Here is a 24,417-nt window from a genome sequence, read left to right as displayed (position 1 = left end):
AAATAATTCAAAATAATAATGCTTATTTTGAATATCGTTTGGTACGGCAAATTTAACCAAATAAAAAGAGAATAATATGTTTACAGGAATTATTGAAGATATAGGTATTGTTTCTAACTTAAAAGAAGATCTGGATAATCTCCACATATCCATTAAAAGCAATATAACGGCAGAATTAAAAATCGATCAGAGTGTTGCCCACAATGGTGTATGTTTAACGGTCGTAAATATTAATGATGATGAATATACCGTGACGGCTATAAAAGAAACATTGGACAAAACAAGCCTTAATACCTTAAAGATCAATGATAAGGTGAATTTAGAGCGCGCCATGAAACTAGGGGATAGACTTGACGGACATATTGTGCAAGGCCATGTAGACCAGACAGCTACTTGCACCAAGATAGAAGAAGCAAATGGCAGTTGGGTATTTACCTTTGCTTACGATGCTTCCCTTAACAATATTACTATAGAAAAAGGCTCTATAACAATTAACGGCACCAGTTTAACGGTTGTAAATTCGAAAAAAGACAGCTTTAGTGTTGCTATTATACCTTATACATACCACCATACCAATTTTAATACTTTTAAGATAGGTACTACCGTAAACTTAGAGTTTGATGTTTTAGGAAAGTATGTGGCTAGACTGATAGCGTTGAATAAACAATAGTTAATGATCCCTATTCTTGATCAATAACTTTCTTACGCCATAAAATAAAGCAAAAACGATTCCCATTAGCACCCCTCCATCAATAGGAAGACCTGGTGGCGGTCCCGGTGGCGGTGGCGGATCTTGGGCAAAAGACACAAAGCTTATTAATAAAAATAAGACCGAGGCTAGTATTCTTTTATTTTGTACTGTCATGGGGTCACAAATGTATTAAAAAAAGCGAGGTCGCAAAAAAAACATGTTATTATTCATACAAAAATATCCACGAAACGACATAAATCATCGTTGAAATGCATGTTTTGGCTTATCATTAGATGGTAATGACCAATTACTTTTTTGTTAAAAAAGCATCTGTTTACACAAAACAATCCCCCTTTTTTATTTTACGGAGTAAAGATATATAATTTAGTGGTAAAAATATATCAAATATTAAGTACTTAATTTTCAGTTGCTTATATAAGAATTATCTGACGTATTAAAGTTACAATTCTGATAGGCTTATTCAACAACATCTTTAAGCCTATTTGCCATGTTTTTCTTTTGCTTCTACTAAATACTTTATGCTTAATAAAACAACATCGATTACCTTATTAGCCCATAACACTGCTCAATTTAAACATTGGCAAGTACATGGCAACTAAAATAACCCCCACCAAAACACCTACTATCAAAATAATAAAGGGCTCCATAATGGTCGATAACATTTTGGATTGTTGTTGTACTTGTGTATTGTATTGCATATTGAGTCTATCAAAAATATATTCTGTTTGATTCGTTTCTTCTGCTACTTTTACGAGTGCTATCATTTTATCATCGAACAGTTTATGATGGCCTAAACTTTTACTGAGTGGTTCTCCTTTTAGGATATGCTGTTCAACAATTTCCAGAGCATGCTGTAGCGGATAAAAGTTGATCATCTGCTTTACGAGCTGAATACTGTTGACCACTGGAACTTTAGAGGCCGTGAGCAATGAAACGGCTTGTGTAAATTGCGACAAATAGACTGTTTTAACGAAATTCCCTATAAAAGGGGTTTTTAAAATAAGTTTATCTTTTATCTGTTTTATCCGTTTCTTTTTATTTAAATAAGATTGTGAAATTATAACACCTATAAAGGCAATAAGAATGATCCAACCATAGCTACTTAAAAAGCCTGAAACCTTAATAATAAATTTTGTGATCCCCGGCAGGTCTACACCTTGCTGTTCAAATATATCCTGAAACATGGGGACTACATACTGCAGCATAAATACGACTACCAGAACAGCGGTAGTCAATATAATAATAGGGTAAGTCAAGGCGCTTATCAGGTTTCTTCGCTGTTCGTTCTTTCTGGCAAAGAAACTTCCCAGTTGCTCGCTTACCTGCGCCAAGGTCCCTGTTTCTTCTCCTATTTTTATAGAGTAGTATTCATAGCTGGTAAATTGTTTGTCTTCTCTTAGGGCATCCGATAGGGTTTTACCCGATACTATATCCTTTAAAATCTTATTTACGGTATCCTTATTCTGGCGCTTCTTTTGTGAGTTTTGAATGAGTTCCAGTCCATCTTTTAACGAAACGCCCGCTTTTAACAAAACGCCCATCTCGGTATAAAAGTCTTCTTTTATTTTATTTGAAAAAGTGTTCTTAAAGAGTGTGATTTCCTTTTTTAGAAAAGAAAGATTCTCTGTCGGTTCTTCTTTTTCTGAAGCTTTCTTGGATATGTTATCTAACTGAAATGCCATTAATTCATGTATTGGGTCGCGTCGTTTTGTTTATATATAAAGAGCTGCTGGCTTTGCAGGGCTTTGGTGGTCTCTAACTTTATGGCATCCATGAATCCGCTTTGCTTTTCCTGGCCGTCAAAAAAGATCGTTTTATGCTGTAATGGGAGCTTAAAAGTGTCCAAACCTTTTACTATATACGCTTTGGTAAACTTATAGTTTATGGTGTCTATTTCTGAAGTAAATATCAGTTTGTCTTCCATCCCATTATAACTGATTTTTGCATATCTATTGAAATCAATCCATAGTGCCTGTTCTAGCTTATCGAGCTCTGTGCTTTTATTAAAATTGCTCTGAATACTGCCCATATGCCTTTGTACTAAAGACAGTACAGAAAATGCCATGCCCACAACGATACTGGTTATAATGATAACGATAATCATTTCGCTTAATGTAAAGGCCTCTATTTTATGTTTAGTGTTCAATAATGGCTTTATTAATGGTTTTATCGGTTTTTGTATGTATGGCTTCAAACTGTATAATCTCTTGTCCTTTAGAATGCTGTGATTCTATGGTGACCTCCCAGGCCTTATAATTATCATAGTAGGGCAAGGTCAGTTTATTGTTTTCATATAGGTATTGTAGTTCATTTAAATGGGCATTGATATTTCTGGTATTATTTTTAATGCTGTTTGAAAACAAATTGTTCAGTATCATGCTAGCTATCATAAATACAACAACCAAGAGCACTGTGGCAACTAAGGTTTCCATTAAAGTGGATGCTTTTATTTTTTTTAGTACAACCATTTCGCAATCCCTTTTTTGGTGTTCTTGAATGGGAGCCCTATATATTCCTGGGGCAACTTATCCACTTCTATCGTACCATTATAGATATGGTTTTGGTATACCGACCCCGATTGATTGGCTACAAAGCCCGCCGTGTACACACTGCCATATACATTTCCTAAAAGCTCTAGGTTTTTATTGCAATACACTTCTCCTGTGATGCTTGCACCTTCATCTATAAAGACTTGTGATTTATAATTTTTAGTGCTTCCCAAGTAAGTAATAGCTCCTTTTATTTTGGTTCCTTTTTGTATTTTAATAAATGGGGTTTCTTTTATGTTGCCTACGACCTCTGTTGTGCTATTTTCTTCTTTTAAAACTAGCGCGCTGGGATAATTTAATTTACAGTTGTTTCCAACAATGATCTCTTTGGTCGCAAAGGCCTGAAAGGTACCTTCTACATAATTTGTAAGTTCTATTTTAGGGGCCATCAAGACCACGTCCCTTAATTTCGATGATGCATCTACTACTATTTTGGTTTCAGATTGCACCAAGATGTGCCCTGTCAATGATATCTCTGAAAGATTAATAATCGATGGGTCATAGATAACTTGTAAGGGGCTGTAAAATGAATTCTGATAGGTTCTGCTTTTATTTAAATCTAAAAAATATTCTGAATCGACACCTTTATAAATATGCGCTATGGACTTAATTTGTTCGTGGGTCTCTAGAGGAAGCTTAGGTAATTGGGAGCTTGTTCTTTCTGTTCCATAGATAAGGTGTTCTCCATAATAGGAGTGTCCAGATATATTACCGGTCCGCACCCCTTGTTTTGGCAAATAAACGACGCCTTCTATTTTGGTATGGCCTACGACTACCAAAGGCCTGTTATTATCCTGTAGGTATAAGGCTGTTCTATTAATTTCTGGCTGTGCGGTCCCTGTTAGGGCTATTTTTTTAAAGACCTTGGTTTTTATCTTGGAAACGGCCGTTACTTTTTTAAAGAGACCCCAATAATCCTGATGTACTTTTAATGTTTTATAGTCTTGATCATTTAGGCTAACTGAAATGGTATCGTTTAACCGAAAATCATTATTCAAAGCATGGTGTATGCCTTTATCGGCATTGTTAACTGTTTCTATAACGAAATCGGTTTGAGTTTTAAAGGTTTTATGGGTATGTATTAAAAGGATAAAAGCGGCCAGCAATAAGGCGATGACCACCACGACGAACATGGTAAGCTGTAAGGCGCCTGCTTTTAATTTTAAAAACATCATGTTTTTTGAATGGTTTTTCTTGCTTCCTTATAAGTTAGCGTTACGCTATTACTATTTCCTTTTATTAATTTAACGCCATGAATGGTCTGCCCTATTTTCATGAGGTTTTGCTGACCATTAATGGACACTATAAACACTTTGGTCTTGGTATCTTGTTTTGAAATACTACCATGATATAAAACCGGTAACCAAACTACTTTTGGTTGTGTTGGCTTCTTAAACGTTCTTTTTGGTTTCTTTTTTACCAACAGGGTACCCAAAAAAGGATCTCTATTGACGGGTTGAATGGAAAAGGTATCGACCTCTATTTGTGCTTTTGGGTTAAAAGCCACTTCAAAACCTTGTTGAACCACATCTGGCGCTACAGGGTTTATCGTAGACACGATTCTATAGCCTATGATGCCCCAAATACCCAGAACCAAAGCCAATAATACATATGTCTTTGTTTTATTCTTCACCTGTTCTTTCTAATAGTTTTTCAACTAACAAAATAAGGGTTTCATTTTTAGATTCTAAATTTTTAATTCTTTTTTCTTGATTGATCGTATATAGGGTTAGCTCTTCTATTTTTTGAAGGAGCTTTACATTCATTTCAGCTAAATGAATGCCTTTTTCTTGCATTTCTTTCTCTGAAGCAATTTCTGGCAAGTGTTTGTTCTTCTTAATAAATACTTCTGTATCTTCTAAATCAGGGAGATTATAATCGTCTTTAAAAACAAAATCTGCACCTGCATTTATTGTTACTTTTACTTCTTGGGCATGTACTTTTCCTGCTACGGTAAGTTTTGAGTCTGGAGAGGTAGTACCGATACCAACATTGCCATCAGATTTAATTGTTATTTTATTTTGGTTATCATGTTGATTATTAACACCAAAATTTATACGAAAACTTGAATCACCATTTCCGTCAGTCGTCTGCCTCGTTATAGACCATACATCTCTATTTGACGAGTTATTGCCTTCAATAAAATTAATTGACGACCCCCAAGTACCTGATGAACTAGAAATAATATCCAACTGTGCATCGGTAGCTTCAACTATAAAACTTGAATATATAGATTTTATTCCTACGTTATTTTTTAATATATGCAATTTTGTTTGTGGGTTGCTGGTTCCAATCCCCACTTTATCCCCAGTATCCGTTACTTGTGAAAACCCAAAGTGGCTTAAAATCAAACTTAAAATGATTGCTGCTTTTCTCATGATTATATTTTCGCTAACTATTATTTACCTTTAATATATGTTTTTTATATGAAGCATATAGGCATACTAAATATCCTTACAAACTTTTTATTTTTTGGATTCGAGTTTTTCTAACCTTATTTGTAATTCAAAAAGTTTTTCATTGAGGGATTTCAATTCCATAATTTCCTGTTCTTGTTTTTTTATTTTAGAACTTTGTTTTTTTATTTTCTTTTCTTGGGCAATGGTATACAAAGTCAATTCCTCAATCTTCTGTAATAATTTAGCATCCATTTCTCCTAAAAAAATGCCGTTTTTAGCGACTTCCTCAGCAGAAGGAATATCTTGCAAATGCCCTTTTTCTTTGATATGCTGTTCTACTTCTTTAAGTGTTGGTAGCTTGTAATTGTTTTCGAAAACGAAATCTGCCCAATTAGCATGTAATGCGACTTTAACTTCTTCGGCTGCTATTTTCCCTTGAACGCCTAGTTTAAAGCCTTTGGTATCCGTAGTGCCGATACCTACATTACCAAAACTAGGTTGAAGTAATAAATTCCCACCTCTATACATTCTTAAATGTTCATATTCTGTTGTTTCATTATTAGTCACTAACTGTAAATAATTACTAGCACCGTTATATTTTATAAAAGCTCCTGATTTATTTGTTGTATTCTCAGAATATTCATTCCACCTAATCACCCCACTATCCTCTTGATTAACGGAACTGTTATTTAAATATATATTACCCTCATAAGAAGATATATTCCCCACTACCTGTAACTTTTCATTTGGATTTGTTGTGCCAATACCGATTTTACCACTTGATCTTACTGTAAATAAATCTGTTCCACCAGTCATATCCACATTATAATTAATATTTCTTACTCTAAAAGCATTTCGTTCGTTAGCATACATCCAAATAATGGGAGAAACAATATTATTGCCATTAGCCACACCAAATCCAGCATGTTGGTCGGTAAACCCTAATAGATTATATGCAGTAGCGCTATGCCCCGTATTTAACCAGTTTGAAAATACTCCATCGGATTTAGTTCCAACAAAAGCATGATCACCAGTAGCACTATCTGTAGATGTTATCCCTGGATGTGAAATTTGCGAAAACCCCAAATGACTTAATATTAAACTTAAAATAATTACTGTTTTTCTCATGACCTATTTGTATTGTTAAATTGTGCTGCTTTACAACTGTATATTATTTCTTCCATTATATTAAAATGACAAGTCCTTAATAACTTTTCACTTTCCAGATTCCAACTTTTCAAGTCTCCCTTGCAATTCAAGAAGTTTAGAGTTAATAACCTTTAACGTTTCATTTTCCTCTTCTAATTTGTTCATCCTTTTCTCCTGAGCTATGGTGTAAAGCGTTAATTCCTCAATCTTCTGTAATAACTTAGCATCCATTTCCCCTAAAAAGACACCATTTTTAGCTACTTCTTCTGCGGAAGGGATGTCTTTTAAGTGGCCTTTTTCTTTGATGTGCTGTTCTACTTCTTTAAGTGTTGGCAGCTTGTAATTGTTTTCGAAAACGAAATCTGACCAACCTGTTTCAACCTTTATTTCTTTTGCCTTTATGTTTCCGTTAACTGCTAACTTATACCCAGGTTGCCTGTTTACTGTACCAATACTTACTATGCCGTCATGACTTATTCGCATTCTATTTTGACCTAATGTAAAAAAATCGACACCAAAATAGCCGGACATATAAGTATTTTGAGGCTCAGCAAATGTAGTTGACCCGTCTTGGTAACCATGAAATCCAAAGGCATAATGATTTATATATTGCCCGTCATACAAAAAATCATCATTGCTTGCTAAAACAATACCTGGTGAATCATTATCAACATTGGTTGCTGATCCTATTCGTATAAGGCCATTAACTTGTAGTTTTTCATATGGAGCCATAGTACCAATACCAACATTGCCATTATTTTTTATTATCATTTTATCTGATGCATTAGATGTTTCTGAAACAGTTCTAAAAACTGCTATGTCTCCAGATTTAGAACCAAAATGCAAAGCACTACTACCATAAATTTCGTTTGGATCCAACAATAACATACTCCCATTGCCGCTATCAAGAGTTAAATAACTATTATTTGGAATCCATTTGCCTCCTAAAGTATTTCCGAGTCTTTTTACTTCTAATTTTGCAGATGGAGAGGTAGTGCCAATTCCCACCTTATCACCAGTATCGGTTACTTGCGAAAACCCTAAATGACTTAACATTAAACTTAAAATAATGGTTGTTTTTCTCATGATTGTATTTTTGCTAATTACTATTAAATCGTAAAACTTTTTATTTTTTGGATTCGAGTTTTTCTAACCTTATTTGTAATTCAAAAAGTTTTTCATTGAGGGATTTCAATTCCATAATTTCCTGTTCTTGTTTTTTTATTTTAGAACTTTGTTTTTTTATTTTCTTTTCTTGGGCAATGGTATACAAAGTCAATTCCTCAATCTTCTGTAATAATTTAGCATCCATTTCTCCTAAAAAAATGCCATTTTTAGCGACTTCCTCAGCAGAAGGAATATCTTGCAAATGCCCTTTTTCTTTGATATGCTGTTCTACTTCTTTAAGTGTTGGTAGCTTGTAATTGTTTTCGAAAACGAAATCCGCCCAATTAGCATGTAATGCGACTTTAACTTCTTCGGCTGCTATTTTCCCTTGAACCCCTAGTTTATAGCCTTTGGTATCCGTAGTGCCGATACCTACATTACCCGTCGAGTTTTCTATTCTCATATATTCTGTATAACTACCTCCTAAATCCCTTCCAAAAGTTAAATGAGAATTATTAGATGCAATGGCAGCATCGTTGGATCCATCATTTCCAAGGTATAGAGCGGGGACATTACTATTTGGCCTATTAACTGCTAATAATTGATGTGTGTAGCCTCCACTAATTTGAAGCTTAGCAAATGTTGGACTTGAAGTCCCAATACCAATATTACCAGACTTTAATACAGTAAATACTCCAAATTTATTGGTATTTGCCTGTCCATCATTAATATAAAGTTCTAATCTTCCACCATTATTTGGATTATGAAAGTTATAAGTATCATTACTATAGGCGTCCAAAAAAGTCATCCAGTTCCCCCAAGTAGAGCTAACACTCAAATGATCGCCGTTATATAATGTATGGGGCAAACCTAGTCTAATATTCCCTTCCACTACTAACTTTTCTGAAGGCGTTGTTGTACCAATACCTACGTTTCCAGAAGTTGGGAAAGTATTGGTCTGTGCATTTAGCCGTAAACCTATAAATAAGCTAAGGCTTAATATAATGGCTGTTTTTCTCATATCTATTTTATATTATTTAATTGTAAAACCTTGTAATGTATATGCCGTTTCATAGCTTGCGTTTTTTGCCTTCACACGCCATTGATAATTCCCTACGCTTAAGTTACTTTTAGAAAAGCTTGCTATTGAAATCGTTTCATTTTCAATAACCTCTGTGGGGTTATCAAAATTGGGCGTTGCTATTTGAAACACATAATTATCTGCGCCATCCAGAGTTTCCCAAGAAAAATTTATAGTATCGGTCGTTGAAAATTCCACATTATTTGCTGGAGCTGTTATAATAACCGTTTCATTGGAAATGTCTTTGGGTTCAGAAGCGGCCAGTGTAAACTCATAAGATGCATAGGCTGTTACATATCCCGAATTTTCGGCACGTACGCGCCACTCGTAATGACCAGGACTCAATGTTTTTGTAAATGATGTCACAGCCATAGTTGAGTCGGTTACTATCTGTGCTGCATTTTCGAAATTTGGTGTGGCTATCTGTAACTTATAATTTTCTGCATCTTCTACAGCATCCCACGTAAAAACAACGTCTTTATCGGTTACAACCGTATTACTTTTTGGCGCTAGTCCTATTACTGTCTTATCCGAAATATCAACTACTTCGGTTATATGCTCACATCCCATAATGCACAAGGGCAAAGCCAGCACTATATTTTTTATTAACTTCATAAATTAAAATAATTTTGTTTTCTTTTTTGCGCGTTTTGAAGACCGATAGGTTTTATTGGGACAATGACTAAACTCACTTACTAAATCAACAATGTTTATTTGTCGTCTGTTATTTTCCTGCCAACAGCAATTAGAACCCTTGTACCCAAATACAACGCCTCGATTAAATGGAATAACTTGTGTTTTTGCTCCGCCTTTGTATAATTGCAATACATAGGTTTTTAGCCCTTTTTCAACTAAAAATACCGCATCTGCATTCATAACGGCATCTATATCGCTTTGACCTAAAGCCCATGAAATACTTGTTATAATATTAGTATGCGCATTATGGCCTAAATAATTTTTTACAGACCTGTTGTTTGTATCGTTTAGGGCATCTATCATAGCTACTTTATCGGCTATTTGTAGCTTAATATATCTGGGTTTGTTTTTTACTGAATCGATATAATTAACTCTTACTGTTGCAGATTGCAATGCTTCGGCCTTATTAAAAGCTTTATAGGCTTGCTTGTTAAACGGCATAAGTTTTACAGATATTTTTAACGGGGCTGTATAATTAGGAAGAGCAGCATTATTAAATTCTTCTTGCAGTATAAAATCTTTATCCAAACCAACGCTGCCTAAAGAAACTTGCTGTGTTGTATTTGTTTGGGATCTTTGGCGTAAATCTATTGTTTTACAGCCTTGCAAAAGCCAAACAACAAGGCATATTAATAAAAAGTTTTTTAGCATTTTTCTACTTATTTTTCGCAAATAAAAGTATGGCTTTTTTTATAAAAAAAGTAAGGATTCCCCTTAGAATTACTAAGGTTTTTACTTAGAAATTATGAAACGTCCTTATCTATGCTTAAACCAAGATTATTTGTAATCATAATGCCTATATATATTCATTTTATTGGCTTTTCATCCATAGAACGTGAGGGAGCGGGTGTAAGTTAAAATACAGAAAGTCAATTGTTAAGATACTTGTCGCGCGCTAAATTAACGTGTTATTTTTAACTGCCCCTTTTTAACCTTATATCTTTATTGTGTTATGCCTTTTTAAAAAAATTAAAGTGTCTTTTAAATTTACATAAAAAATTTAACTATTGTTAAACAAAAAATATACCTATAAGTAAATGAACGAGTCTTGACTTTTTCTGTTTCCTAAAACTTGCCTGCGGTAGCTACGGTGCCCTTATATTTCTATAAAAGCTTTTCATTCTTTTATTTTCTTACTAGGTACTGCCACTAAACGCAGTTTAGCGGGAGCGAGGTCGTACATTCTTAACTCAAACGCATTCAAGCCAGTTTCTTCATCCTTTTCAGAATATTCACCTTGATAGCCGTAACGATAATACCCAACGATATTCCTGTTAGGCATTGCCATCCCGAAGGGATAACGCCTTATACACTATTTCAGTACTACTTTTGCTTTAAAAAACGTATGATTAATCCTAAAATTAATCAAAAACTAAAGTATAAAAAAACCACCTAGTTTCCTAGATGGTTCTTATTAATTTATCTTGAAATTCTTATTTACGAAGCTTTAATGGACTTTGATAAGTATCAAAAACTTGAAGTATTTTTATTTCATTATTATTAACTGACTTGTAGATAATTTTAAAATGTCTTATAACCATTCTTCTATAAGGTTCTCCCAAAAATTCATCTAATTGATATTGTTTAACATATTTAATACTTACACCTGTATTATAAATATCATTAATTACATTTCGGGCTAAATTTTCAGATTTAGTCTTCTTTTTACTCTTTCAAAAATGTGCTTTATATCATTTTCAGCACTCTCTGACCATTCTACTTTTAAACTCATCTACCAAGAAAGCATCCGTTTTTTTAATTCCTCGGATGAAATAAAGTTGCCTTTTTCGGCATCTTTAACTCTTTGGATATACTTTTCTTTTGTTAATGGCTCTCCCTGAACTGTATAAGCTACAATTTCATCTTTGTTCTTAATTGCTTCAACGAAATCCAACACTTTAGCCAGCATAGAAGAATCCTCAATGGCATTGAGTTTATTTAAAATGATATTTCTTAATTCTACTGTTCCCATAATAATAACAAATATACAAATTATTAAATTTCTTTTATATATAATACCCCCGCTCCCGCTAAGCTGTGCCCTAAATCCGCATGTCTTTAGATAAAAACAACCGCAAACCTTTGTAAACAAATAGTTTGCGGTTTTGTGTGTTTTCACCTAACTTGGTGTTGCTTACAAAACACACTATGAAAATACTTAAATCTTCACACATAAGTCCTTTTGGAGGATTAAATCTTGTTTTACAAGAGTTTGAAAACAAAAGAATAGGACATCTATTAGAGCAACACTTACCAAAATTGCCCACTCAATGTAAATATTCTTGGAAAGACTTATTATATTCTTTTTGGTCTATTTATTTCTGTGGCGGTGATTGTATGGAGGATTTAGGTGGTAATTTTCGTGATCATTTAAAAGATAACTACTTTTTAAATATACCAAGCCCAGATAGAGTTTTAGACAGGTTTAAAGAATTATCTATTCCTAAAAAAATATTGAAAAGTCCACGCGGGAAAAAATCGCACCAGTTTAGCATTAATCAAAAAGTCAATGCTTTAAATTTAAAAATGTTAAAATAATTGCAGGTGTTCTCAGAAAGGGAACTTGTCTTGGATTATGACAATACTTTTATTTTCAATAACAAAGCCGATAGTGCCAATACCTATAAAAAGGCATATGGCTACTGCCCTGGAATTGGCATTACAGGGAAACATGTTGTGTATGCAGAAAACAGAAATGGCAATAGTGACGTTAGGACTTTACAAGACCAAACGGTATCCAGGATGTTTGATTTATTGGAACAACACCATATCAAGATTAAAGCTTTTAGAGCAGATAGTGGTTCGTGTCTTTATGAAGTGATTAAACTAGCTAATGAAAGAGCAAATCGTTTTTATATAAAAGCTCGTATGAATGCTGCTCTGGCAAGAGCTATAAGTCAAATTGAATCTTGGGAAAAGATTGAGTCTTTAGAAGAGACTATGTACCGTGGAGAAATAAAATACACGCCTTTTGTAAAGACACATAGAGAATTGAAAAAAGCAGAGCCTCTTCAAACATATCGTTTAGTGGTCACTAAAACTAAAAGAAAAGATAGACAGGTAAATTTATTTACTAATGAAGCTTACATTTATTCTGCCATCATAACTAATGATTGGGATATGAGCAATGATAACATTGTGTTTTTTTATAATCAGAGAGGGACTGTAGAAAAAGAATTTGATGTTTTAAAGAATGACTTTGGGTGGAACCATGTGCCTTTCTCAAAGCTTGAACAAAATACCGTTTTCCTTTTGTTTACCGCAATGTGCCGAAATTTATATCAATACATAATCACAGGGTTTTCTAAAACATATAAAAACCTAAAAGCTAACTTTAGAATCAAAAAATTCATCTTTAGATTTATCTGCATCCCTGCTAAATGGATTAAAACGGCTAGACAATACAAACTTAAAATATATGGAAACATACATTTTAAAACCTAGCTATATTTTATAAAAACGCTCTTTTAAATATTGTAAAACCATAAAAGAAAGATTGAAACGCTTTAATGGGGAAACTATGCTTTATTTGTAATACTAAAGAACTGAAGATCTTATCAATTTTATTGATTTTAAAAAATTTGTACCAAATCGCATAATGATATTATCTATTTGAATAACATACGGATTTAAGGCACAGCTTAGCGGGAGCGGGGTAATCTGTTTTTTGCTTTATAACTTTTTCCTTAACGCCACTAACAAATGCTAGCGGTAGCCGTTGCGTGCTAAACTAGCGGCAGCTGGGGGGGGGTAAATATGAGCGTGGAGATGCTATTCCTTCTATTGAGGTTTCTAAAAAAATTGCCGATGCTTTTGAAGTGTCTTTAGATTATTTAGTTGGAGAAGGTGTCAACGCTTCTTTTGATAAAAAAACGGTACAGCGTTTACAGGATATTCTTAATCTTGACAAGGAAACTCAAAGTGTATTGTTTAGATTAATTGATACCATGATTAGAGATACCAAGGCTAAAAAAGCATACTCCTAATTTTATTGCATAAAAAAACTACCCTATCTCTAAAGTAGCTTCTTTAATATTTTATTTCTTACTCATACTCGGTACTAGTTACAAACTAGCACTAGCGGGGCAGCTGGGGTAGCCGTTACTTTGATAAACTAGCACAAGCAGGGCTAAAAAGGCTTATACCTAATTTTAATACATAAAAAAAGCTACTCTATTTCTAAAGTAACTTTTCTCATTATATTTTCTCACTCTTAACGCCACTAGTTTTGAAAACTAGCGGTAGCCGTCACTTTGATAAACTAGCACCATCAGGGGAAATTTGAGAGGTTTGAGAAATTACCGTATTCATCCTCAACACTATAAGAATTTATTTTCTTTAACATGATAAGCTATATAAATAACTTTTTTGTAAATACATCCTTTAAAGTTGTCTCATTTAACAGTAATATTTCATAGGGGTCATGAGTAATTTTATAAATATTTTTTTCTTTATCAACCGCAATAAAATCACCATCTTCTAAATTGAGGATGTTATAATATTCTTTATTAGATAAGGAGACTTTATATACTTCGGAAGGATTAATTAGTTCTTTTTCATTAGCATTAAGAAATTTAGAAAGCTCTTTAAAGTCCTCATTATCACTTTTTATAATTTTAACATTATTTGTATCTGTTCTATCTAAATTCAGACTAACTCCCTTTTTAGGAGGGACTATAGCGTACCCATTAATTGTACCAGTAGACACATAAATAGTATAATTATAGGCTGTTCCTTTTTTATCGAAAACTTTAATATTAGTTATTCTATAATTATGTGCTTCTAAATTATCATACCTTTTTAACACTTCAGGGTTGTATGTGAATGCTACATACCCCGGTATATCACTAACATTAGTTAAAACACCTTTAAGCAAATTATTATTTACCTGTTCTAATAGCTCTTTTTCATTTATTTCACTTAAAACAAGTTTGAGCAATTCTATTTCCCAATCTTTGATTTTTATTCTTTTAAATAATCCAAACATTTTTTTCCTTTATATCATTGAAAAAACCAATATACTATTAAAACTTTGTAAACCAATTATACTTTCCAGAGAAAAAACCTATTTCTGACTTAAACCCTTTTCTTAAAAATCTATATCTAAATTTATCTACTAGGGCATGTTGTACCGTATTTAATTTAGCAACACTTAACCTGTTATTAACCAACCAATTAGGAAAACTATATGCTCTTTGCACCCTCTGTGTAATAAATACATGATGAAATTCTGTACTTATTCTCTGAACACTTGTGGATGTCTCTATCTTTGCTAGAGTTTGAGTACCTCCTCGAGCTTTCTTAAATTGAGAAAAAGTTTTACCTCCCTTTCTTACATAATTCACTATCTTGGGAAATTACCGTATTCATCCTTAATACTGTAAAAGTGTATTTTCTTTTTCAAAATAGACTTATTGAGTCATTTATCATTAAATTTACTTTAATAAATATCCACTCTCTCACAATAAAGTGAAACATATTCTCCTTCTTTTATATCCTTTGGTAATGGAAAATCTAGCTCTAATACAAATTCTCCAACTCTAATTCTATTATTATTCCTTTCTATAACTTCCCCAGAAAACTCATAATCATAAGAGTTATTTAACTTTTTTACCAAGCTTTTTCTTTCATTATCAATTATTAGAATGTTAGAAACTGAAAACAAATAAATAGTCTCAAAATCATGGTTTTCAATATCATATTCGAAAGGTTGAGAATAACACAAAATATCAAAGGTTCCATCCGTCAACAACACTTCAGCTTCCTTTGCACTTTCAGATATCCAATTTATTTTCTTAATTTTTAACATAATTTTGTATTTAATATCCAAACATATTTGGTGCTTTTTTTGCCAATTCTTTAACAGTTTTTAAATGAAAGCTTGTTATTGCTCCTGTCGCCCTATCAACTCCAACAAATGCATATTTAGCACTTCCTTTTCCTCCAATTAATCTAATGTATCCATTTAACTGTGGTACAAATGTACCTGTATTTATTACATGATTTGCATCATCTATATATTTAGTTAATGTATAGATTTTTTCTCCCAATGCTTTCATGACACTACTACCGTGTTTATTAAAATGTGTCAAAGCACTTCCTGGCTTAAAACTTCTTACCCCTTGAGTTAATAACTTGACTCCTGTATTGGCTGTTTTAATTACTTTTGTAGTTCTCAATAACTTTAAACCATGCTTAAGCAAACCTAACTTAGGAACGGGAGCAATTGCCATAGCAGTTTCTAAGATAATCTCAGCAGCTTGCCCTGTTGCAGCATGCATACTAGAAATCATATCATCATATTGAGGTTTGTAATAAAACTGATACGCCCATTGGTTAAGTGCATTATCTCCAGTAAAATTGGTGCTGTACATGTTATTGTACTCTTTTAATGTACCATCAAAAGAGCTTTGCCACCAATCTGTAGATACTTGCTGAAATGTACGCATCCCACTAAAATCAAAGCTCTTTCTGGATTTAGAATAGAATAAATATACAGGGTCTAAGTCAACAGGAGGGTCATCCGGTCCTATAGACATACCGCCATCTGGGTCTATGTTAGTTATAGGGTTATTTCCCATACCTAAATAAGGCGATGCAAATTGCCCATAAGGGTCTGTACTTAACCACCTTCCAATTCTGCCATCCCATAATCTTAACTGGAATGCTTCCTTTCCTGTTTCTCCATCCAATTCTTGGCCTTGAAATGCATACCTGTAGTCGGCAGCAATATTCCTGAATGGCATTGGCATACCAAAGGGATAATAGTCTGAATATGTATTACTACTACCTGTAACCACAGCCCTAACATTACCTAAATGGTCTGTTACCTCATAGCTAGTAGCACCCGTAGTTTTGTTATAAACCCCCAATCTGGAAACACCATATACAGGGTACTCTTTAGCACTTAAGGCTACATTATGTGTTGTGCCATGAGCGCCTTCGTAAATTGCCAAAACATCTCCAGATAGGTCTCTAACGTAATACGTATCAAACCAGTTTAAGCCATTATCATTGGTTACTTCTTTACGTATACGTTGGCCTTTATCGTCATAGTATAAATTTAGATAGGGTTGTCCGCCTTTTTCTATTTTAGTAACCAAACCAGAATCGTTATAAAAATACTCTATATCGTCCTGAACATTTTTAACTAACTGGCCTATGCTGTTGTATTCATAATTGTTATTAGACTGGGATGCTAAATCACCAACATTTGCATTACCTGCTGCATCACTTACATGATTTAATTGGTTTGTTGACCCGTTATAATGGTATGTAAAGTTATCCATAGCATTATTACCAGATTCTGTATTCTTATTTCTGATCAAGGTTAACAGGTTGCCATTGGCATCGTAGGTGATATTATCTACATCGTAATCTGTTGTATTGGTGTTATAGCCCCCTGGGTTTATAATTTTTGCAGTGAAATTACTTCCGTTTTGAGCATGGAAGCCCGGTTGTAAAGTAATGCTCCCTGTGGCTTCAATATTTAATGAGTTACTACTGGTAGTTACTGCTGTAGACGTTTCGTGTTCTTCCGCATTGGTTTCAACTATTGGGCTATATGTACCGTAATCTGCTTTGCTTAACCATTTGTCATTATTATAGGTATAAGCATAGGCGTTTTGTAACGTATTAGGTGTTGGGTCTACACCCTTAATTGCCCAACGGGTTGCTTTTATTCTACCGTCGTACCTGTTAATACCTTGTGTAGATGTTGTTATAGGTTTTGGCGTGTTTGCTCTATTATAATCACCATTATAATAGTCTATATGCATACCAAAAACATCATTGGTATCACCCCCAGGGTCTTTGGCACTGTTTAAAGATGGATGATTGATAGCTTTTAATTGCCCTTGCAAATTATATACGTAGTCTATGCCCTGAAGATTATTACCTAAAATGGTACGCTTTAGCTCTCCTATTTCTGTGTACTCATAGGTTGCCTGAGTAGTAAAACTAGAATTGTTTGTAGAGGTTTTTACCTCGATTATTTCACCTACATTATTGTAAATATATTGATGAGCAAATAATTCTGACGGTACATGTTTTTGATAAATAACCTTAGTAACCACTCCTTTTATAGGGTCATATTCATAATCTATAGTTTTTGTTCCTAAGCCTTCTATATCTTGTACCATCCATTCTATACGACCATGGATATCATAACTGTACCAACTGGTTGTAGTAGTTGGTGTTCTGGTATATGTTTTTGAAATATTACCTGCTACAAAGTTTTGCTTGGGATAATTACTGGTGCTAATGCTCGCAGCATTTAAGGCCGCTATTAACTCTGGGTCTCCATTAGGGTCTTGTGGATTATCATATACCGTGATGTAACGGTCTTTACAATTATTGACGTCTAAAACTGTAGTTACCGAAACACTGGATAATGCTCCCTCGTACACCCCATTTTCAACAGGTCTTTCATATTCATCGTAGTTAGTATATGAAAACTCATTGTTAAGCGCTTGTTCTGAATCTTGAGAATATCGAATCTGCCCATCTTCTCTATAGATAAATTCAACATGGCCTTCATCTGGGTCGGTAACTTCGGTTATTTGGTCTAAAGCATTATATTTATAAACACTTTTTAGCTGATGGTTTGGATTTTCTGTAGTTAAATTGAAAGATGCCGTATCAAACCCTTTGTATTGGGTAGTTTCAGATAGACGTCCTACTTTATCATAATAGTTTAAGGCATAGTTATAATAATTCACCTTATAGCGAATACCTTTGGTATTGCCTGGTGTTGTTATTAGCCCTGAACTACTTATGAATGATTGGGTGTTTTCTATGGCTGCTAAATATTCTACACGGTAAAAGTGACCACCTGTCATTTGCGAAGTTGACACCATTTCTTCTGTACGTAAGTCAAAAACCTTATAATTACTGCTGTTTCCTAAAAACTGAATATCACTGTTTACTATACCTTGAGGGATATGAATATCTACAAACCCTTGTTTCCCAATTACAGAAACCACTTCATATTTAACATTGCCTCCAGAACGTGCAACGGCTAATAATTTACCTTCACCATCCGAGAACGAAACAGATTCAACACCATGCACATCTATATTTACAGTTTTGTAGAACTTTGTAATAACTTCTTCTGAAGGTTCAACTGTATCAGGTGTGCCAAAATACCCTTTACCAAATACATAATACATTTCTTGGGCTGCTGGCATGGTATAGGTAAAACCATTAAGCCATTGTTCCTGCCCATTTACATTTATCTTATTCCCCCCGATAGCTTTTAAAGTGCTTCCCGGATTAAGTTTGCTATATATAGTCCTTACAAAAGGATAATCGGTTACATCTTGATAGGATTCATTTGTGTTATTTTCACTGTAGTACCACCCCAAAGAGTTTGTTTGGTTTCCTATTTTTTCTGGATCTTCGGGATTGCTTTCAAAATCTGAATTTGTATATGGGTTACCGTTTGTCTTTTTTATAAAGCCTGAAGAATACAGAAATGTTCCATCACTTCTAATAGGAGCACTTAGAGACTGTAATGCAGGTCTTCCTTTTGCGTCGTTTAAAGTTTGTGTTGCCCAAGTTTTTCCTGTTTTTAAATCTATACTTTGTGTTTGTAAACCTTTACCTAACTCATCAAAATAAGATTTGGTGTTTGAGGTAACATTTCCGTTTATATCAAATGTTTTTGTAATTACCCAATTCATATCTTCTTGGGCAAATAGTCCAAATGTTAGCAATAACATTAAAGAGGTTAGAATATTCTTCATAGTTATTATTGATTTTTATAGTTATAAATATTCTCGCTTGTCTTTTTAAACCCTCCGGTTATAACGCCTGGTACATCAATAATTTCGGAATAGGTCTCGGTCAATCTTCCTTGTGAATCGTAAACAAAGCAAACAGATAGGTTGTTTGCATCTGTAATAAACGTTAGTTCATCCCATTCGTTATAGACATATGTTGTCATTGAAGATTGCATAGGATGTATTCTAAAATCATCAAAATATACATTACCTCCTCCAGAAGTTAACACCACATTTTGTTCACTGGCGCTTAATGTCATATAATGGTTCATTAACACCCAATCTCCCGCAGGAGTAACCTCTCCATTTAAAACTGTTGAAGACCCGGAGCCTATTTTAATTTGGGCATTAAAGTAGTTGTCTTTATGAACCCAAACAGAGATTTTGTAGCGCTCTGCTCTATGTTCATTCGCTTTTAAAACTACTCCAAATTCATTCCCTGTATTTAGTTTTACAGAGTATTTACCTGTATGCCACTTTTCTGATGATTGGTATACAGCTCCTTTAATCTCATTTTCTAAATAAATGCCTCCAGATTTATATTCTGCACCACTATAATACATCTCTCCATACCAAGAATTACCTGTTGCTAAAACCTTGGAATCTTTATCTCCCATTTTAGTTGAAGCTCTATTATCATTTATATCCTTGAATTCTAAAGGTGATGAGTAACGCGAATATTTTGTAATTTCTGATACCTCTTTCCACTCTGAAGATTGGGATGTTGATGCCCAATTAAAGTTATCTGAGAAATTTTTTAAGGTTCCATCATCGTTAAGGTCTCCTTCCCAAACATATTCTTTATGTCGTCGCCAAACTTTAGCATCGTTATCCGTTTCTAAAGTTTCAGAACCACTATTTGACCTATAACTCCAATTGTTATTCCAAGTAGATATTTCTACACCTGTTTCTTTCCAGTTTCCACTTACAGGGTCTTTAATAAAGGTATAATTTGCTGTATTTTGTGATAACATATTTTCGTTATCTACATCATCTACTTTAGATCCCATATCTGGGTATTTATGGTAAGCAGGAACTGACTTAGATTTTATTTCTGTACCATCGCTTGCCACCGATAATATTTCATTGGCTCTACCGGTAATACCGTCTAACTCTCCAAACTCTGAGGTGAATTCAAAACCTCCTTTATATTCGGTTGAATGTTTTAGTAAGTTTGGATATTTTATTCTTGCAGACGAATTTACCAACCATCTATCTTTTTGAGAGGTGTTATCTGTATAATCTACAATTTTATAGGTTTGGTAGGCCTCTTTAGTAACCCCAACCTGGTTAGGGGTTTGATCAGTAGGACTGTAATAGGTGTTTTCTATTTTACTAAGTAAATGATCTTCATTATTAAATGTAGACACCTCCAATAATTGACCCAATGCTGCTAGGTTATCTTTTACAGTATAGCTGCTCACCACAACGTCTTTATTTGCTGTGTTGTTTGTATGTTCTTGTGTTGTAACGTCTATCTCATATAAGTCGCCAAACTTAATGTCGTTTGCTTCTTTCTCTTTTAAGACTTTAAATTTATACTGTATTTTACCTTCTGATTGATTATCTGCACCTAAAGCTTCCATAGACACATATTCATACATGACTCTTGGTGGTGGTAATTCGGCACTGTAGGGCAACTCTTTCTGTAACTCAGGTGCAAAAGGCAAATAACTTATATAGCCTATTCCATCTCCATTTTCACCATAATTGTATTTGGTTGTATAAGTATTTGAAGTTGTGCCATCTGTAGTGACTAAACTTGAGACCCTGACACCTCCATTATTATACACATAGGTTTTATCTACAGGAGCAGTAATTTCTAAAACATTTTTATGGTATTTAGGTGATAGGTCAACACAATTAAAAATTGGCCCTGAAACACTATATGCAGCATCTGCTGTTACTAAGTACTCTTGGGTTCCAAGCTGTTGTGTTACAGTCCCTTTTCCTGAATATGTTAATAAACGAACATACTGCTGTCCATCACATATAAACCTATTAAAACTGATATCTACTCTTTGACCAATCAAAAAGTTATAATCCATATTAGATAAATTTTTAAAACTATACGATTTGTTATCAGAACCATAAATTGAAGCTTCAAAGTTTTCATCATTTTCTTTAAAAATAATAGTATGCCCTACTACACTTTTAAACTTATTATTCTCATAATTTATTTGAATTTTTCCCCCTTGTGGTGTTGTAATTTCATTTAAAGACCACAAGCTATTATCATTTATATAATAACCAAACCCATCTTTATCATCTTTGTTATATGTATATGAGGTGTTATTATAGCCAAAACTGTATGAGGGGATTAATTCTTCTCCCTGTTTACCTTTAAAGTGAACAGATTTTAACGTCAAACTACCATAAGAAGGTAAATTCGTCCTTGGCCTACCAACAACCAAACTATTATCGTACTGGAAATCCACTACTTTCAATGCTTTAGGCAGAATACTATTAATATTATCGCTAATATCTAGCACATTATCTTTCAAGTTATACCATGCCTCTTCTAAAGGCTTACTTGAATTATTATACAGTATATCAATATGGTTCTCATTAGATGCACTATAAGTTCTATCCAATGTATCATCTTCTTCTTTTACTAAAATTATTTTGTCCAATTTTAAAGGCTCTTGTTCTGGAATAGTAAAACGTGCTTGATAAGCACTGCTGGTTTGGTCCTCATCATCAAGATGGACCACAGATTTATAATTCCATTGCGAAGACAAAGCATCGTTACGAGGACTTTTTATAAATAAGGCTGTATGTGTTCTTGTCTTAACTTTATCTAGGTAATAAACCTGTTTTCGCCCCCTTATCCATGTTTTAATATCACTATTATTCTGGTCTATAAAATAATCTTCTGCATAAGGGCTTTTCCAAGCAAAAGCATCAGACCATTTACCATACTCAAAGGCTACCCAATAACCATAATCTCCTTTATCTGCAACACCATTGTTATTGGTGTCAAAAAAATCTGGACCAGTAATGGCTGTTAGCAACCAATGTGTTGCATAAGGTTCTAACTGGCGCTTTTCAAAATAGGATTGGCTCTCATTAGGTCTAGCAGCTATAGTACCAAATGTTCGGGTAACTGTTTCATGGTTATATACAGGTAGTGAATAGTGATACGTTTTACCATCAAGTGATGTTATCTTAAAAGCTCCAATGGCATCCTCAGGGATGTTTGAATTAAGAAGCGCATCATACCCTATTTCAGGAAGCAAATACCCATTAGATTTTATGGAATTATAATTGGCACTTATATCTTCATTGGTAAAATAGTCTACATAAGTTGCGTTCTTACGTCTGGGTTTTGCCGTAAGTTCTACACCATTATTATAATATGATAAAATATCACTATTAGCGGTATTGTAATTAAAAGAAGCTTCATTAACCCCTAAATAAGTACTGATTTCATTATCGAGATAAAAATAAGGCTTGCTATCAAATTGAACATAATTAGGGAAATCAGTAGTAGAACCATCCAAAGAATATCTTAATTCGTAACCTAGATTATTTTCTTTGTTTGCTAAACCAAATAAATTTCCATTTTCAAACAATCTAGATGACATGCTCCCAGACAAACCTTGAGCTTGAATATTATAATTATCATAGCTTGGAAATATAGCATTATCAATATCCATTTTAGATTTAATTGAAAAATCATTCGCATCTAGCGGAACTTCATAAATATCCATAAAAGCTTCTTTTTTTTCAGTCTCATCTATACTACAGTTTGCATCTGGATTTCCACTTTGACAAAATGGAATTGAATTAGCCTCAGCTGTTGCCTCAGCTAGAGAATCAAATGTTTTCCTATATAAGATTTGACCTGTTGACGAATGAAAAGCAGTTAATGTATATATGTATTGATTACTTGTTCCTTCATAAAAATAAATAGGCCCATTAACAATATTCTTATCTTTTTTTCCTAAATAATACCTGAATTTCTGCTTACCAAATGACAAACTAAAAACACCTATAGGTGTCGGCACAGATAGCGGCACTTGCCAACCACTGGTTTTAGTCGTATAATTACCCATGTTAACAGTATTTTCAAATTGAAGATTCAAACCACCACCAAGGCCTCCATCAACATCATTTCCTGTTTTATTTGTTACACCAGCATCAATACCAATACCATTAGAAGACAATGTTATTCCTAAAGACACAGTGTTGTCTTTTCCACTTTCTTGAGCGATGCTAATATTAACACTTCCATTACTAGAGACGCTAAAACCTGTACCGTTATTATCAAAGCCTATTGAACCACCTAAGCCCCCATTAGTACTTGCTCCAACACCAACCGATAACCCTCCACTGGTAGTTAGCCCTAAATTCACACCAACACCATCTGTACCCGCTTTTATTGAACCCCCAAGCTTATTATCTCCTCCCAAATCAAACCCATAACCAACACTTACATAGCCTCCTAAACTTCTATTACTTCCCCATGAAAACCCCAAACCAACAGATGCCGCACCATAGGCTGAATATCCTAAAGACAAACTGTAGATAGATTCTTCATCACCTTCATCGTAAAAATACTCAGTGAGTAATACATTATTATAATCGTCCGGGTAACCATTTACTGATCGGTTTATGGCTCCCGCATTTAGGTTCCAGCCTAAACCTGTCCAAGATGCTTCTTGATCCATAGCAATTCCTGCATGGTATGCCAATGCTAATGGGTAGCCGCCTTCTGGCGAGGGCACATTTATTATTGGTAAAACATAGGTAAAATCTCCTGTTGACAGGTTTACCATATCTGTTGCATCTATGGGCTCAAAACTTGCAGCTTCTGGAGCATTTGGTCCTTGGGCATATAGCTTTGTAGCTATTGAACTTATAATTAAAATAATAATGAAACCAAATATGGTTATCGGTTTCAAAAAAGGTAATTGGAGTTTCTTCATTGGGTGTTTTT

At 33.9% G+C, this 24,417-nt stretch carries 23 protein-coding genes; 4 read left to right on the top strand and 19 right to left on the bottom strand.

Annotated elements, in window-relative coordinates:
* Window positions 1-76: 76 nt before the first annotated feature.
* Window positions 77-670 (top strand): riboflavin synthase, encoded by a 594-nt coding sequence (locus PQO00_RS08590; RefSeq protein ID WP_274184432.1) that lies wholly within the window; start codon window positions 77-79, stop codon window positions 668-670.
* Here the strand turns inward: PQO00_RS08590 and PQO00_RS08585 are convergent, their stop codons facing one another.
* From PQO00_RS08585 to PQO00_RS08520, 14 genes are all read right to left on the bottom strand, one after another.
* Entirely contained in the window at window positions 671-865 is a 195-nt protein-coding gene (locus tag PQO00_RS08585; protein WP_274184431.1) for a PID-CTERM protein-sorting domain-containing protein, read from the bottom strand.
* Window positions 866-1,260: 395 nt separating this feature from the next.
* Window positions 1,261-2,394 carry a type II secretion system F family protein gene (locus PQO00_RS08580; protein WP_274184430.1) on the bottom strand — a complete coding sequence of 378 codons (1,134 nt, stop codon included), beginning with the start codon at window positions 2,392-2,394 and terminating at the stop codon, window positions 1,261-1,263.
* Window positions 2,394-2,858 (bottom strand): prepilin-type N-terminal cleavage/methylation domain-containing protein, encoded by a 465-nt coding sequence (locus PQO00_RS08575; protein WP_274184429.1) that lies wholly within the window; start codon window positions 2,856-2,858, stop codon window positions 2,394-2,396. Before PQO00_RS08575 ends, PQO00_RS08580 begins: the two co-directional genes overlap by 1 nt.
* Window positions 2,848-3,180, bottom strand: coding sequence for a hypothetical protein (locus PQO00_RS08570; protein WP_274184428.1), 333 nt, complete (start codon window positions 3,178-3,180; stop codon window positions 2,848-2,850). The genes PQO00_RS08575 and PQO00_RS08570 overlap by 11 nt, the downstream gene beginning before the upstream one ends.
* Window positions 3,168-4,436 (bottom strand): hypothetical protein, encoded by a 1,269-nt coding sequence (locus PQO00_RS08565; protein ID WP_274184427.1) that lies wholly within the window; start codon window positions 4,434-4,436, stop codon window positions 3,168-3,170. Before PQO00_RS08565 ends, PQO00_RS08570 begins: the two co-directional genes overlap by 13 nt.
* Entirely contained in the window at window positions 4,433-4,894 is a 462-nt protein-coding gene (locus PQO00_RS08560; protein WP_274184426.1) for a hypothetical protein, read from the bottom strand. Before PQO00_RS08560 ends, PQO00_RS08565 begins: the two co-directional genes overlap by 4 nt.
* Entirely contained in the window at window positions 4,884-5,639 is a 756-nt protein-coding gene (locus PQO00_RS08555; protein WP_274184425.1) for a tail fiber protein, read from the bottom strand. The genes PQO00_RS08560 and PQO00_RS08555 overlap by 11 nt, the downstream gene beginning before the upstream one ends.
* A gap of 87 nt (window positions 5,640-5,726) precedes the next feature.
* Entirely contained in the window at window positions 5,727-6,788 is a 1,062-nt protein-coding gene (locus PQO00_RS08550) for a hypothetical protein (RefSeq protein ID WP_274184424.1), read from the bottom strand.
* A gap of 87 nt (window positions 6,789-6,875) precedes the next feature.
* Entirely contained in the window at window positions 6,876-7,895 is a 1,020-nt protein-coding gene (locus PQO00_RS08545) for a hypothetical protein (protein ID WP_274184423.1), read from the bottom strand.
* Window positions 7,896-7,935: 40 nt separating this feature from the next.
* On the bottom strand, window positions 7,936-8,937 hold the full coding sequence (locus PQO00_RS08540) for a hypothetical protein (protein ID WP_274184422.1): 1,002 nt from the start codon (window positions 8,935-8,937) through the stop codon (window positions 7,936-7,938).
* A 12-nt stretch (window positions 8,938-8,949) separates the two neighbouring features.
* Window positions 8,950-9,612: a hypothetical protein gene (locus PQO00_RS08535; RefSeq protein WP_274184421.1), complete on the bottom strand. Its 663-nt coding sequence runs from the start codon at window positions 9,610-9,612 to the stop codon at window positions 8,950-8,952.
* Window positions 9,613-9,615: 3 nt separating this feature from the next.
* Window positions 9,616-10,344 carry a hypothetical protein gene (locus tag PQO00_RS08530; protein WP_274184420.1) on the bottom strand — a complete coding sequence of 243 codons (729 nt, stop codon included), beginning with the start codon at window positions 10,342-10,344 and terminating at the stop codon, window positions 9,616-9,618.
* Between the two features lie 466 nt (window positions 10,345-10,810).
* Window positions 10,811-10,975: a hypothetical protein gene (locus tag PQO00_RS08525; RefSeq protein ID WP_274184419.1), complete on the bottom strand. Its 165-nt coding sequence runs from the start codon at window positions 10,973-10,975 to the stop codon at window positions 10,811-10,813.
* A gap of 450 nt (window positions 10,976-11,425) precedes the next feature.
* On the bottom strand, window positions 11,426-11,665 hold the full coding sequence (locus PQO00_RS08520; RefSeq protein WP_274184418.1) for a hypothetical protein: 240 nt from the start codon (window positions 11,663-11,665) through the stop codon (window positions 11,426-11,428).
* Window positions 11,666-11,841: 176 nt separating this feature from the next.
* Here PQO00_RS08520 and PQO00_RS08515 point away from each other — a divergent pair, with 176 nt between their 5' ends.
* The 3 genes from PQO00_RS08515 (at window position 11,842) to PQO00_RS08505 (ending at window position 13,679) form a co-directional block, all read left to right on the top strand.
* A complete protein-coding gene (locus PQO00_RS08515) occupies window positions 11,842-12,231 on the top strand; it encodes a hypothetical protein (protein ID WP_274184417.1) in 390 nt (129 codons plus the stop codon).
* A 6-nt stretch (window positions 12,232-12,237) separates the two neighbouring features.
* Window positions 12,238-13,137, top strand: coding sequence for an IS1380 family transposase (locus PQO00_RS08510; protein ID WP_274184416.1), 900 nt, complete (start codon window positions 12,238-12,240; stop codon window positions 13,135-13,137).
* Between the two features lie 296 nt (window positions 13,138-13,433).
* Entirely contained in the window at window positions 13,434-13,679 is a 246-nt protein-coding gene (locus PQO00_RS08505) for a helix-turn-helix domain-containing protein (protein WP_274184487.1), read from the top strand.
* Window positions 13,680-14,044: 365 nt separating this feature from the next.
* Here PQO00_RS08505 and PQO00_RS08500 read toward each other — a convergent pair whose 3' ends face one another.
* From PQO00_RS08500 to PQO00_RS08480, 5 genes are all read right to left on the bottom strand, one after another.
* A complete protein-coding gene (locus PQO00_RS08500) occupies window positions 14,045-14,680 on the bottom strand; it encodes a hypothetical protein (protein WP_274184415.1) in 636 nt (211 codons plus the stop codon).
* 37 nt (window positions 14,681-14,717) lie between these two features.
* Window positions 14,718-15,038: a hypothetical protein gene (locus PQO00_RS08495; protein WP_274184414.1), complete on the bottom strand. Its 321-nt coding sequence runs from the start codon at window positions 15,036-15,038 to the stop codon at window positions 14,718-14,720.
* 95 nt (window positions 15,039-15,133) lie between these two features.
* Window positions 15,134-15,502: a hypothetical protein gene (locus PQO00_RS08490; RefSeq protein WP_274184413.1), complete on the bottom strand. Its 369-nt coding sequence runs from the start codon at window positions 15,500-15,502 to the stop codon at window positions 15,134-15,136.
* 10 nt (window positions 15,503-15,512) lie between these two features.
* Window positions 15,513-19,439 carry an RHS repeat domain-containing protein gene (locus PQO00_RS08485; protein ID WP_274184412.1) on the bottom strand — a complete coding sequence of 1,309 codons (3,927 nt, stop codon included), beginning with the start codon at window positions 19,437-19,439 and terminating at the stop codon, window positions 15,513-15,515.
* A 5-nt stretch (window positions 19,440-19,444) separates the two neighbouring features.
* Window positions 19,445-24,406 (bottom strand): hypothetical protein, encoded by a 4,962-nt coding sequence (locus PQO00_RS08480; RefSeq protein ID WP_274184411.1) that lies wholly within the window; start codon window positions 24,404-24,406, stop codon window positions 19,445-19,447.
* Window positions 24,407-24,417 lie beyond the last annotated feature (11 nt).

The sequence above is a fragment of the Flavivirga sp. 57AJ16 genome, from assembly GCF_028736925.1.
GTDB lineage: Bacteria > Bacteroidota > Bacteroidia > Flavobacteriales > Flavobacteriaceae > Flavivirga.
The sequence above is the reverse complement of the archived record's forward strand: the minus strand, read 5'-3'. Positions and strand labels throughout refer to the sequence as shown.